Consider the following 13696-nt stretch of genomic DNA (forward strand, 5'->3'; position numbering starts at 1 on the left):
CTCATAAAATAGAGAATCAGTGTTATTTATAAAAATCGAAAAAAGGAGCAAGGTTACTCGCCTTGCTCCTTATGCTTAATGGTTATTACTCAGGGATTCGCATTAGTGCTTGGTACCCATTTTTATATTCATTAAAGTTTTTATTTTGTCCGACCCAAGCTTGGCATCCATGTTGGTTGGCAGGCAGTGAAAAGAAACTATTGTGTGGATTAATTTCCGGTCTAAAGCGGTAAACTTGCTCTAAACCATTAATGCCTAACATCGTTCTTGAATCAATTAGCTTAGATTCTCCAGCACGGATAAGCGCCCAACGTGCACTGTAGTTGATGTAAACATAAGCATCATGTTCACTACTGTTGTTAGCTAAAAGCTCGATTTTATTGTGTTGTAGGATACCGCCCCAAGTTTGACAATGCATCGTTAAATCTACCGGCACAGTTTGTGGTCGGTTCGCTTCATTTTGAATACCGAAGCGAGAAACAAACATATGTTGGTTCATTGAACCTTTGTCACCATTTTTCGGGTAAACAATCAGGTCACCAAATTGAGTACCACCAGCACCACCACCGCTGCGGTCAAAGACACGACCATTCAACAATGAAGCAATCGTCATCTCTGCAGTATTACCTGAAGCAACAATAGACTCCTCTAGGTGGTTATCAGATTGCGCTTTAAAAGAGAACAATTGAGACACGCCAGCGTCAACATTACATTCTTGGCTAACCACATTGTAACTGCTGTAACCATTTACCGTTAAGCACTGTGTATCATCGCTCGCTGGGCGAACTTGAAATACATTCGTCGGGTGCGTGATGGTACCTGGCGCGGCTGGTACAAATTTAAACAGCACACTAGGATCTGTATTTTCATTTACCGCTTGTGATGTGTCACAATCTTGGAAAGCAAACTTACCGCCAACATTGGTCAAACACTGTACGTTACCATTGCTATCGAAGTTAACAATACGCTTACCTCGGTCACCAATCGCAATATTGAAGCGTTTTGACTTCACCTTATCAACACCATGCACACGGTAATGCGCGACAAGATCCAGCGGCAATACGACGTTAGCAAAACGCGGGAAGTATTGATCATACTCGCTGCCTAAGTCTGCAATTGCATCAGTAATACCATCGTTAAGAGAAGCAACATCTAGGTAGAATTGGTCATCTTCAGAGAACTCAGTTGCGTTCGCTAAAATAGTGCTGTTGATTGCCTGCTCTACCAGTTTTAAACCTTCTTCTACTAGGCTTGGTAGCTCAGGGGCGTATACTTTTACAAACTCAACCAGCGGATACTCTGCCGACCAAGTAACACTTTCCAAACCTGAAATGGCACTGTGATCCAGTGTATCAAGTGAAACTTGAATACCAGTATTACGCGCTTCACGGCTGCCATTTCGGTTACCTTTGTTTGTCACCTTAGTAACAGCACCATTGATGTATGCGTTATCGTAAATCACATCGTTCGTTGCATCTGCATCGGCAAGCACAATTTGGCTGGCATCAGTGTTGTACGTAACAACCGTAGAAACGTTGTTCCAAGTAAACGTCTGTTTGCCTGTGGTTTGAAGATCAAATGCGACATCGTCTTTTACGTGGCCGCCTTGTAACGTTTTAGTTTGGGTGCCCGCTTGGATGCTTTGTCGGTTGTCATCATCTTGCCATACATTAAGACCCGTCAGTTTTACTCCGCTACCGTTTGCAATAAAGTCACACGATTGTGGGGTGTTTTGTGTCAACACACAGGTGCTGTCTGAGTTGTTAGAATCGACAATACGCATTGGCGATGCACTCAAGTAAGCGCCTTGGCCTGTCATTGTGGTGCGGCCTTGCGGATCAACAAAAGAAACCGGTGTGTCATTGTCGTTCAGCTTATAACCCAGCGATACACTGTAGAACGCCGCAGAATCCCAACCTTGTGAAGGGATAACCTGACCTGTGATGGTGTTGTGACCATTTGTGATATTGCTAGCTTGGCCTGATAGCGTTACCCACTCTGCTGTGGTGTTGTCTTCGCCAGTACCGACCGTTTTTTCCAGTAGCACTCGAATAGGTTGGTTAGCAAAACTGTTTGTGCTGCCGTTAACTAAATCAAAGTCTAACGTGACATTGATTGGCGTTTGGGTCGCTAACCACATTTTGCCGTCTCGGGTCAGGTTTTCACCTTTTGCCGGTGCAAATGTAGCGGATGCGTTTTCAATTTCAGGCGCATCAGGGATCAAATCGTCCATGATGAGGTCGCCGCCCCACATTCTGCGCACGCCATCGGCCACCCACAGTTCTATCTGAACACCGGTGCTGTGGAAACCAGACTCAGGAAGCAAACAAGACCACTGGTTGTTCCCTAAGCTCGAACAAGTGGAATTACGCCCATCAGAGCCATGAATCACCACCTTAAATGGGGCTTGCTCTTGGTACCACTCCCCCTGCGGGAACGAAACCGGCGTAGTGATCAATACCTTTTGATTAGGCTCTAGAGTAAGCCCTTTCGGTTTAAAATTAGCCACACAGTATTGACTGGCACCATGTGGGTTGAGATCTAAACACTTTAGGTGAGGGTCAATATTGTCCGCGCCATATTCGTCAGCAATGTTCTGAGAGTGTTGAGCAGCATGGGCTATTGAAATGCTCGCTAAGCTGGTGAGCACCGCCGCATAAATAGGAGAAAATTTCATTAAGATTTCAGTCTCTTTGATTGAAAGTAACAGTATTAAAATGGAGATAAAGGCCTTCAAAGCCTCAACCGCTGCGAATTCGTTGGCAACGAATGCCATTGAACGTGATCAGCCAAATGGCCGTTATTGGACATCACAGCCAAAGGAAGCGGCCTTTAAAGACCCGCCAAGCTTGTGCTTGATTCGGCGTGAAATACAGTGAATTACCGTTAGTTTAGGTTTTATGAGTTTTTTTTAGAGCTCGTTAATTCAATGAGTTAGCTTATCAAGCCCACTTCGTAGAAAGCGGGCTCACTCAGTGAAAGAATCGCCAGTGTTATGGCTTAAGAAGCGCGGGCACCTCGTCACCTTGCAAGGCGCAGGTGTGTAAAATGTCCAGAATCAGAGCATTTTCATCGATGGTGTCTTGGTAAGGGATGGTCGGTAGCCCTTCCAGCGCTAAGTGCAGCTTTTCTGCGGTATAACGGTAGCTATCAAACCCCTGATGTTTCCATAATTCAATCGAGGCAATGGCGCGATCAATACACGCTTCCATCGGTACCGGCTCCACTAAATCATCGACGGTCAGTTCACCTCCCCACATTCTGCGCACGCCATCGACCACCCACAGCTCAACTTGCATACCCGTACTGTGGAAATCAGATACAGGAATCAAGCAAGACCACTGGCTATTCCCTAAGCTCGAACAAGTAGAATCATGAGCATCAGAGCCATGAATCACCACCTTAGATGGCGCTTGCTCTGGGTACCATTCGCCCTGTGGGAACGAAACCGGCGTGGTGATCAAGACTCTTTGATTAGGCTCTAGAGTAAGCCCTTTCGGTTTAAAATTAGCCACACAGTATTGACTGGCACCAGCAGAGTTATAGTCTAAACACTTCAGGTGAGGGTCAATATTGGCTGCGCCATAGCCTTCCGCAATGTTTTGAGAGTGTTGAGCAGCATTAGCTGCTGAAATGCTGGCTAAGCTGGTGAGCAATGCAGCGTAAATAGGAGAAAATTTCATCGTTGTTGGTCTCTTGGTGATTAAATAAAAAGGTAAAATGGTTAAAAGGCACAAGTCGGCCTGTTCTAGAGGCTGAAGAAGCGGGTGCATTGCACAGTGAACGAATACAAACTGCGTAAATGGAATATAACGGCGAGAACAAGCCTGCCATCCCACACTAAATAGTATCCACAGCTGACAGGTATAAAAACGGCTGGTGACAGTCACTGAAGGCAAGCATCTATTTGCCCTCAGTGCTCGTTAGTTGAAAAAACATCACCAACTGATTGGGTTATGTCTCGATGGTTAGCGATCAAACTGTTGGCAATTGACCATACTTTTTCTTCTGTCTTGGTCACTGCCCGCCATCATGAATTGGAATATAAGCTTTGTGATGGTGATTTCAGGGTTTGCCTCCGGATAAGGCAAATTCAAGTTGGCGCCAGTCGTTTGATATATCACGTAACCGTATTGAGGGGGGATCGGTTGCTTGCTCAGCGTAATCGATATCGGGTTGTTGCCATCGTATGAGAAGTTGACGACCAGCGTTTCGGGTAACTTTTTGTCTTGAAACTTTGGAGTCGATGGGCTGAAATTGACTGTTTGAGCGCTTACCAACTCTGTCTTTTCTATCACCCCTGGCAAAAAATCGAACGCCAGCGTTGGAAAGCTCAATCGATAGCGCCTGCTTCCAAGCGGATTTGGAACAATATTGCTAAACGCGAGGTTCATAAAATCGACAGCTTGCGCCTCATAACAAATCCCTTTGGTACCATCTGGTGGGTACGAGAGTGGCACTAGTAATGCTTCACTTTCAAAACTGCGCGTTGCTTCCGGATAGCCCTTTTCGACCTTGCCGCTGTATGTCACGGTCAGAGGTTTAAAGCCCACGCCTTTATTAAACACCTTATCAATGTCGGATGGGTTGATGGTCAGGGTTGGCGAATTCGCGAAGCACTCTCCCTCACCATTACACCAATGGTAGGTTTTTGAAGAACCGATGACCTCATCGCCATCAGGATCGAGATCTTGAATCGGACGAACGGAAATAGGGCCTGTGCCTATGGTGTTGTTCTCACTCGGTGCGACATTCCACACGGGCATATCCGTTGGGTAACCGTGGCCTGAAATGGCGGGCGTATGGTTTGAGCAAACTTGGTGTTCAGGGCATTCTGCCATCGCTGACCAAGAACAGCTTAAAGCCCAAATAGTGATGATGGATTGACGTATCATGGTTGTACTACCCCTATCGAGAGAAAGCGGGCTGAAAACAGCCCGCTTGGTTAGTGGTTAAAGCAGTATCAAAGGATTAACGCAGTGAAGCACGAGTAATTGGTGCTTCGTTCATAGACGCAGTGATCGTGTAACCTTGTGCCTCTTTCGGTAGAACGAATGTTAGGTCATTACCGGCGTCAACCAGCGCCGCTTGAAGCGCAGCTTCAGCATCGCCTTGCGGGTAAAGGCCAGCGGTATCTGTTTCATTTGCTGTCAGTGTGAACGTCACATCTGCTTTATTCAGGTCAACAACCGCACCGTCATCCGCGTGTACCGTCAGAGTTTCACCCACTACGGCATTACCGCTGATGGTGAGAGCCATTGCTGCAGCAACGTTGAAGCCATTCGATTTCTTTTTATCAGAGACAAGCGTTGTTGACGGGTAGCCGTGTTCAGTATGAACTTGCCACACTAGGTTTAATTGTTTGTTTTTTAGCTCATTGAAGTTTGAAAATGTAATGACACCCTTGTTCAACTCGCTGATATCCGCTTCATCTACTTTTGCGTATTCGGTACCACTCGCATCTTCTAACCAGTACGTCACCTTGGTGATGGCATCACCGTCTTGGTCTTCAAGAGTAGTAGGTGCATCGAATTCGACTTCAATATCCGCAGGTGTCCATACAATATCAGTTGTCGTCACCACAGGAACCGATACCGTTGGTTTGTGGCCTTGTACAGGTGCAGTGGCAACGCTGTCGATAGCCCAAGCTGCTGTTGCTGTAAAACCACCCATAAGTAGGCCGATAGTGATCATTGATTTTTTCATTGTCTTTCCTTTCTGAACGAAAACGTTCATGTTTTATTGTTAGTTATGAATTACTTGTTGTTTGTCGCCGACTTTGAATCCGACGTTTTTTTCTTTGTCACTTGGACTTTGAACTGGAACCCTTGGTCTTCGCCTTTCAACACGTACTTTTGCTGATTGGCGTTCGCCACCTTGGTAAATTCGTTTTGCGTATCATGCTCTCTTCGAAACCATTGGAACGAGTATTGAGAGAGGTCTAATACCGCCGCTTCATCTTCGAACACATAAGCCGTGATGGCTTCCGTCGTGAATAGGTCTTCATCTAGATGGTGCCCTTCATGAAACAGGTCGACACGATAGACACTGCCCTTTAACCACTCAATGTTGCCTTGCTTTGCGTCTTGTTCGTTCTGATCGTAAATTGCTTTTACCGTGACGGATTGCGCCACATGACTCAGTAAAACCAGCTCAGCGATGCCTTCTTCATTGGTGACGGTTTGGTAAACGAAGTTCGCTTGGTTCGGTTCTAGCTCTAACGTCTCACCATTCAACGTCAAAGATGTTAAGTCTTCAGCGGTGATTTGATAGGTTACCGGGATATCGGCAACCGCTTTGCTCAATAAGGCACTTGCAACAATGCTTTCACCCGCGGTCGCGGTTTCTGGTTCAAACGAAATTGACTCGAGAAACTTACTGTCAGTGACCGTAATCGACATGGTGTTAGACTCTTTCACTTGGCCGCTTTTTAGCGTATATCGAACCTTGAGCGACAGTGTATTGTTGCCGTCATAGCGGTAGCTTGGCGCGGTAAATAAAGGTACCGAAGCACTCTGACTGTTCAGATATGGATTGGCAGTACCTAACCAGGTGTAAGAGACGATGTCAGGTCCCCCTTTCACCTCCATCCACTCCGCTAATGACTGCTGAGAATTTTCTGCAACCACTACAGATTCAGGCAGACGAATACTGATCTCTGCGTATTTCTGTTTGTATTCCAAAACAATGTTATGGTCACGTTCAACAAAGTCCGTTAAACGGTCTTGTTTTGGTAGCGAACTTTGGAAAACTTCACGGCGCTCAGGCTCGTAGAAACCGCCAAGAGACAAGGTATAGTTAACACCAGCTATCCACTGTTCACTTGCCCCTTCCTCATTTTGGTATCCCAACGAGAACGCCAGCTCTTTGTTCGGTTTAAACTCGGTGTTTAACTCGAAACGCAACGGGTTTTTGGTCGGGTTACTGCCATCGCGATGTTCTACGTATCGACCAAGGTATTGACCCGCTGTGCCACTTAACTTCCAGCGTGTATCCATCGGTAGATAGCTTTCTAGCGTGAGATCCCAACCTTTCGCAGGCTTTTCAACAAGGCTGTTCATGCCTTCATACTCGTCCGGAGAATCTTTCCAATTCGACAGAGGGAAGTAGAAGTTGGAGCTCATATTTCCGTAACCCACCCCGTACTCAACACCTAAACTCATTCTTCGGTGATAGCGCTGGTGGTCATAATCTATGAAGGTGTTTACCCCGTAATACTCATCTTCAGCGAGTTGACGATACCCCGTACCAATATGCGAGAAATCTCGGCCGTGGAAGTCGTCCTGGTTAAACACGGCACCCGCTTGAATAAACCACAAAGATTTATCGTCGGCTTGCCAAAAAGGGAACAGGCTTTCAACCTGATCGACTTGCCATTTGCTGCCTTTCGCTAAAGAGACGCCTAAATCAAACTGTGCGCCATCAAAAGCCTCAGATAACCAGTCTTCTGTTTCACTCACACCAGCAGCCACTAAACGCGATGGCACTTGCTCTTGGTACGCGCGAATGTTGCCCGCTTCAGACTGCTGTTGAGCAATGGTCACCAGTTCGGAAGTCACGGGAGCAACATAAGGGTTAGTTTCGTTAAGCTTTGCCTCGTCCAAAGCAAGGTTTGGCAACGAAGCACTATTTAGCCCCTTGCGAGTCTGATATTGGTGATCGGTCAATTCAGCAATAAGGGGCTCTACATTTTTCCACTCCGCATCACTGTATGGACCACACTGAAGCTCGTCCTTTCCTAGTTCAACCTCACGACAATAGGTGCTCATGCTAATAATGGTATTGAGCAGCGCTTCATCGACTTGATAAGCTGAAAACGTGACAAAGGTATTTTTTACCGTCGCTTGCTCATTGCTGGCTTGCGCGTTTGTCGCTACCTCTATAGGTTTTGATTGGCTCACCTCTAATGGGTTTGCATAACATGCTAGGCTCACAGCCAAACTACATGGCAGTAAGAACACAGCATTAATGGTTCGTGGCTTAAACATGACAAAATGGATTCTTCAAAAATTTTTCAGAATATTAATCAACAAAGTTCGAATTACCGCGTGATTCACCGTGAAAGATGAAAAGTACTGAAATTCAATAATTTGGAAGGTGAAGTGATGGCTAAAAGGTATGTAATTTAGAACTTTTTTAGTTTTTTATTTATAAAATTACCGGGTGAATACCTAATTTAGGTGGGTTATCGAGCGATAGATCGGTACGTCACAAAATCGGAGCGTATTCAAACGTGCCGATATTGCAAAAAAACGCACCAATTAGGTACGCTTTCAGTTCTGCTAGGTTAACGATAAACCGCCTATTCACCTAAAATGCATCTAGTATGCTAAGCATCTTTAACCGAGGTGTACTAAGCCGCTGCACTTTTCTGTAGGTATATCGACAAGTTTACGCTATCTATCTGCTCTGGGTTCAAATACGTTTCAGCGTATCGAATGTGGGTCTCGCTGGTTAAGAACAGCCTAAACAGTTCAATATCGATATGCTCATCCAGCGCCATTTTGTGCATGATGTCGACAGCAACACTAATTGGCTTCGCTTTCTTATAAGGTCTATCGGCAGCGGTTAACGCTTCAAAAATATCTGAGATTACCAAAATACGTTCAGGGATTGAAAGGTCGTCACCAGTCAACTTCCTTGGATAGCCTGTACCTTTAAGGGTTTCATGGTGAGTCGATGCATAACGAGGCACACGGCTTAGCTCTTTCGGGAATGGCAGGCTTTCAAGCATTTTGATGGTACCTATCATATGCTCATTGATTTTGAATCGATCTTCCACCGTTAAAGTGCCACGTGAGATACTTAAGTTATAAATTTCTCCCAGATTGTATAAGTGCTCAGGAACATCCATTTTTATTTGATGCTTAGGATCAAACTCTAATGGTCGGTCTCGTTTCACTATGTGCTCTGGTCTATCACTTAAAAGCTGCTCTATAGCGGGTAAGCTTGAGCTAGGTACCCGATTCATCGCCTCTATTGGCGATAAACCCAATTGGTCATCAAAGTTACGCGTCCAAGTCGTTTCAGCTATCAAGCGAATACGAGCAACTTTGTCATCACTCATGAATTCACCACCCACATTAGATGTCGCGATGAATGCAAAATCGTCTTGTAACTTTTGCTTGGTTGCCGCTAGCTCTTCGGCTATCTGATCCGTTGGAAACTCACCTTCAAGTTGCTTCCGCAAAGCCATAATTTCTGCATCACGCCAAAGCACCTCAAATCGAGTTCTCACCTCATGGATACGGTTATAGTTCGCTTCTAGTTTAGAGCCTTTATCCACGATATGTTCAGGTGTTGTGATCTTGCCACAATCATGAAGCCAAGCCGCAATTCTAAATTCACGACGTTCATCGTCGTTCTCAAATTTAAAGTCTTTGAAATGCTCAGACTGCGATTTCTCAGCCACGTCAGCTAGCATCAAACCTAGCTCTGGTACACGGTTACAGTGCCCAGCCGTATAAGGGGACTTGTCATCGATAGCTTGGGCGATAAGCTTGATAAACGACTCTACAAACGCCTCTTGCCTCTGTTCATGTCGTTTAAGCTCCATTGCCATTTCTTTTACAGCAACAGATAACTCCCACACTTCTTTAATACGAGTATTAAGCACAGCTACGTTGTCATAGTCACGCAACTTAACCTTGTGAGTCTCTTTCTCTAATTGGCGAATAGGACGTACTATCGGTGCACCAAAGACCCAAGCCACAGGCAAGGTTAAACTCATCAGTAAAATCGTTACACCAACAGAGGTTGCTAGACGCTTATTGACTGTACTGAAGACTTCAGATTCGGGAATCAATACCGCAAAATACTCAGAGTAGTGTTCGCCCGTGTCTATTTTCTTTAAATAGAGATGCTTAATCTCACCATTCAACTCGACCCTTACCATACTACCTTCAACCGTTGCTTCCTTAGTCAAATCATAAAGTTCAGTATAAGGAACCGTCGTATTCGTATTAAAGCCGGTATCATGCAGCCACTTTTTTGCTAAGGCATCAAGTTGTTCACCACTTAACTTGCTGATAGCTTGATCAATAATTGGAAGCAATTGTTTATGCTTGCTCTGCAGCACCAAATGGAATTGATTTGAGTAGTTCTGTTTTAGATCTTCTAGAGTCCCATTGACAACAAGGCCTGGCTGGAAAAACCTATCTAATGCAAACGAGAGTACGGGTTCAGCTTCTAAGAAAGCAAAGTTCTCTTCGCTTTCAATTGAATTAAATGCAGACTCTAGGTTTTCAAATTCAACTAAATCAATGTTCGGAAAGTCCTCTCTTAACTTAGGAATAATTGACCACCCAGATAAAATGGCAACTTTTTTACCCTCAAGCTCGGCATAATTAGTGACAACCTTCGCACCGACCCTTGTCACGACAGAAAATGGCAATTCATAAATTGGAGTCGTGTATAGGCCATCTATGCCATTATTTTTATAATTTTGAACCGATTGCAGGCCATCAATACTTCCTTCTTGAAACTTACTGACAAGCTCGCCCCAAGAGAAACCATTGACAAATTCAAACCTGATCCCTGTCATCTCACCAATCATGTTAAGAAGGTCTATCGCATAGCCGTTTGGCTTTCCCGCCACTGAAAAGTCCATCGGCCCCCAATCATTTTGATTAGACACTAACAGCGGAGGGGTATCGTTAACCAAGGTTTGTTGTTCAGACGATAGCATCAATGTGGATACATCAAACTCCAATTCCTGATTGTTAACCTTGAGGTTAGACGCAATAATATTACCCGATTTCGAATATAAGAAAGACTCAACCTTACTGTCTTCTGCTAAACCAAGCGCCGTACCTGAGAGTTTGCTAGCCAAAGAAGACAACACAATATCAATACCAATCACATGTTGAACTTCAGATTCGATTTTCGCATCAAACGCTAAAGAATAAGTTTGCCCGGTAATTTGTAAATGCTGAAAAAGATATGGCTGAGTTTTTTCGACCGACTGAACATTGGCAGAAACATACCAAGGCCTGGTTGTTGGAAAGTAGTTGCTCTGCTCCGTAGTTGAGTCTCTTAGCGTAAACTCTTGGTCAAAATATTTCGTCGTACGGACGCGCTCCTCCCCTCTATTATGAATCTCAACCACAACCCAACGGTCCGTTTGTTGTGCACCGATTTTCTCTCTAACGACAGGGGCAGACTCTAGATTAATAATTTGGAAGAAGTTTTCATTGGATGAGCCAATGTAAATACTATAAAAGAGAGGGTTATCTTTAATGGCTTCAGAAAGAATACTACGCGACTCTTCTTTTGATATTTTGTTACTGATAGACCGTTTCACTGAAGCAAGTAAACGCGCGGTGTTGGCTGCGTCAGAATCAACCGCGCCGATATAGTTACTCAACTCTTGGGACACCATCGTCAACTTGGATAAGGTATTCTCAGTCGCCATTTTTTTACTGAAGTAATATTGCAGTGAAACCGCAACAACAGCGGTAAGAAAAGTCGCGAGTAAAAACATTCCTCCAACAGTAAATCGTAAAGAAATTTTTTTGTCTGTCATTATTCGATCCTTGAATAACCACTAGCCCAGAAATGTAACATGCCAGCAATATTTATATTATTACAGTAGCATAACCAACCTAGCAACACATTATTCCATATATCCAAGATCGTCTCTCCATATCACTCTTTGCGTCACAATAAGTTCCCTCTTTGATGATACATAGCTGTATAAAGCGACCAACAGTCAAAAAATTGCTCACATAAACTCAAGGAAAACCTAATTATTATGGCTGGCAGAATCCTATAGCCACGCCACTGTGAACTTTATGAACAATATTATTCCAATGTTCTTTATTCTCAATATCGCCGCATTACAGACATTTCGTTAACACACCGTTAACTTTAGTTGCATCTGCTAAGCAATGTTCTACTCATCTGTTTAGTAGCTGGAAATAAAACATAAGTTTCTCTCCATTGAAGAGATACCCTACATAAGGAACGTGAACCATGTTCAAGGCACTGAAACCTACTCTTGCGGCTTCTATCATCGCAGCAACCTTTTCTTTCAACACTTTTGCTGCTGACGTAGAAAAAATCCACTTCCTAATCCCTGGCGGCGCTGGTGGCGGTTGGGATATGACAGCTCGTGGTACGGGTGATGTATTGGTCAAATCAGACATCGTAGAAAATGTCTCTTTCCAAAACTTATCTGGTGGCGGCGGCGGTAAAGCCATTGCACACCTAATTGAAACGGCTCAACGCCAAGAAGACACGCTGATGGTGAACTCAACACCTATCGTTGTGCGCTCTCTAACGGGTATTTTCCCACAGTCTTTCCGTGACCTAACACCTGTTGCTGCAACCATTGCCGATTACGGCGCAATCGTGGCTTCTGCAGATTCTAAATACAACACGTGGGAAGACGTAGTAAAAGAATTCGAAGCAAACCCTCGTAAAGTAAAAATTGCTGGCGGTTCAGCTCGTGGCAGCATGGACCACCTTGTAGTTGCTGCGGCGTTCAAGGGCGAAGGTTTTGATGCGAAAAAAGTTCGCTACATTGCCTACGATGCTGGCGGTAAAGCGATGGCGGCACTGCTTTCTGGCGAAACACAGCTGCTTTCTACTGGCCTTGGTGAAGTGCTAGAGATGTCTAAATCTGGCCAAGTAAAAGTGCTTGCTGTGACGGCGCCAAAGCGTCTTGACGCTGCACCTAATATCCCAACACTGACTGAGTACGGCAACGAAACCGTATTCGCTAACTGGCGTGGTTTCTTTGCAGCACCAGGCACAAGCCAAGCGAAGATCGACGAATGGAATGTAGCGCTTGGCAAAATGTACAAAACCGATGAGTGGCAAGTGGTTCGTGACCGTAACGGTTGGATCGACAACTACAAAGCTGACAAAGATTTTTACGCCTTCCTAGAAGATCAAGAAAAACAGATGGGCGACCTAATGCGTGAGCTTGGTTTCTTGAAATAACCAACAGCCATAGAGGGCTTATGTGCCCTCTTACTCTTTCCTTGTTTCGCCGTACATGAGTTAACTTCAAACTCCTTTGTTTATTCGTAGACGTATTACTAACGCTTGCCGATTCGTTGTAAACGCAAGTGGCTGATAAACCAGTACCGTAATTCGCTTACCTTTGGTTAGTGATCCCAGACATTCTTCATTAACTCGCTCATGTACGGCTTTTTTACTATTTATACCACCCCAAATGGAGTTGGATATGTCGGACTTACCAACCAAATTTCTGAGTAAGGAATCTTTGCTTTCAAAGGATCGCATCGGAGCCATGATCTTTATGCTGGCGTGCTTGTGCTATGGCTACCAAACCACGCTAATTCCTTTGTTTCCCGGTGACGAGTACGAACCCTTCACAGCAAGAACATTACCTACCCTGTTGACGTTTATCGGCATTGGCCTTTCGTTGATCCTGCTTATCACAGGACAACCGGATAAGAAAGTCACATGTGACACAACGCCGTTGAACTGGAAACTGCTGATTGGATTCTTGGTGTTAATGGCACTATACGGTGTTGGGCTGACTTATCTTGGCTTTGTTTTAGCAACCAGCTTCTTCTTACTTGCAGGCTTTTACCTATTGGGTGAGCGTCGTAAAACTGTTTTATTTGGCGCGTCGTTTCCTTTCGTTATCGCGTTCTTTCTTTTATTAACTCAAGGCTTAGATATCTACCTAGAGCCTGGTTTAATCTTCACTCTTTGGTAGGGA

At 44.7% G+C, this 13696-nt stretch carries 8 protein-coding genes; 2 read left to right on the top strand and 6 right to left on the bottom strand.

All coding sequences use genetic code 11. The features are described 5' to 3' along the window. Positions 1 to 85 precede the first annotated feature (85 nt). The 6 genes from CWO08_RS20505 to CWO08_RS20530 all read right to left on the bottom strand — a co-directional run bounded on the left by CWO08_RS20505 (position 86) and on the right by CWO08_RS20530 (position 11524). Positions 86 to 2677 carry a hypothetical protein gene (locus CWO08_RS20505; RefSeq protein WP_108021010.1) on the bottom strand — a complete coding sequence of 864 codons (2592 nt, stop codon included), beginning with the start codon at positions 2675 to 2677 and terminating at the stop codon, positions 86 to 88. 316 nt (positions 2678 to 2993) lie between these two features. After that, on the bottom strand, positions 2994 to 3683 hold the full coding sequence (locus CWO08_RS20510) for a hypothetical protein (RefSeq protein ID WP_258185405.1): 690 nt from the start codon (positions 3681 to 3683) through the stop codon (positions 2994 to 2996). 285 nt (positions 3684 to 3968) lie between these two features. Beyond that, on the bottom strand, positions 3969 to 4895 hold the full coding sequence (locus tag CWO08_RS20515) for a hypothetical protein (RefSeq protein WP_108020997.1): 927 nt from the start codon (positions 4893 to 4895) through the stop codon (positions 3969 to 3971). Positions 4896 to 4971: 76 nt separating this feature from the next. Next, entirely contained in the window at positions 4972 to 5706 is a 735-nt protein-coding gene (locus CWO08_RS20520) for a hypothetical protein (RefSeq protein ID WP_102285125.1), read from the bottom strand. Between the two features lie 50 nt (positions 5707 to 5756). Continuing rightward, positions 5757 to 7988, bottom strand: coding sequence for an inverse autotransporter beta domain-containing protein (locus CWO08_RS20525; protein ID WP_108020998.1), 2232 nt, complete (start codon positions 7986 to 7988; stop codon positions 5757 to 5759). Between the two features lie 365 nt (positions 7989 to 8353). Next, on the bottom strand, positions 8354 to 11524 hold the full coding sequence (locus CWO08_RS20530) for an HD domain-containing phosphohydrolase (protein WP_108020999.1): 3171 nt from the start codon (positions 11522 to 11524) through the stop codon (positions 8354 to 8356). Positions 11525 to 11973: 449 nt separating this feature from the next. Between CWO08_RS20530 and CWO08_RS20535 the strand changes: the two genes are divergently transcribed. Then, entirely contained in the window at positions 11974 to 12945 is a 972-nt protein-coding gene (locus CWO08_RS20535; RefSeq protein ID WP_054547685.1) for a tripartite tricarboxylate transporter substrate binding protein, read from the top strand. A 247-nt stretch (positions 12946 to 13192) separates the two neighbouring features. Continuing rightward, positions 13193 to 13693, top strand: a complete 501-nt coding sequence (locus tag CWO08_RS20540; protein ID WP_102479901.1) for a tripartite tricarboxylate transporter TctB family protein — start codon at positions 13193 to 13195, stop codon at positions 13691 to 13693. The last annotated feature ends 3 nt before the right edge of the window (positions 13694 to 13696 follow it).

It is taken from the genome of Vibrio sp. 10N.286.48.B8 (assembly GCF_003050085.1).
GTDB lineage: Bacteria > Pseudomonadota > Gammaproteobacteria > Enterobacterales > Vibrionaceae > Vibrio > Vibrio crassostreae.

What these genes read in the sequence shown, in the direction of transcription:
- CWO08_RS20520 (WP_102285125.1), bottom strand. Translation starts at nt 5,706, where the DNA reads ATGAAAAAATCAATGATCACTATCGGCCTACTTATGGGTGGTTTTACA.
- CWO08_RS20535 (WP_054547685.1), top strand. Translation starts at nt 11,974, where the DNA reads ATGTTCAAGGCACTGAAACCTACTCTTGCGGCTTCTATCATCGCAGCA.
- CWO08_RS20530 (WP_108020999.1), bottom strand. Translation starts at nt 11,524, where the DNA reads ATGACAGACAAAAAAATTTCTTTACGATTTACTGTTGGAGGAATGTTT.
- CWO08_RS20540 (WP_102479901.1), top strand. Translation starts at nt 13,193, where the DNA reads ATGTCGGACTTACCAACCAAATTTCTGAGTAAGGAATCTTTGCTTTCA.
- CWO08_RS20510 (WP_258185405.1), bottom strand. Translation starts at nt 3,683, where the DNA reads ATGAAATTTTCTCCTATTTACGCTGCATTGCTCACCAGCTTAGCCAGC.
- CWO08_RS20505 (WP_108021010.1), bottom strand. Translation starts at nt 2,677, where the DNA reads ATGAAATTTTCTCCTATTTATGCGGCGGTGCTCACCAGCTTAGCGAGC.
- CWO08_RS20515 (WP_108020997.1), bottom strand. Translation starts at nt 4,895, where the DNA reads ATGATACGTCAATCCATCATCACTATTTGGGCTTTAAGCTGTTCTTGG.
- CWO08_RS20525 (WP_108020998.1), bottom strand. Translation starts at nt 7,988, where the DNA reads ATGTTTAAGCCACGAACCATTAATGCTGTGTTCTTACTGCCATGTAGT.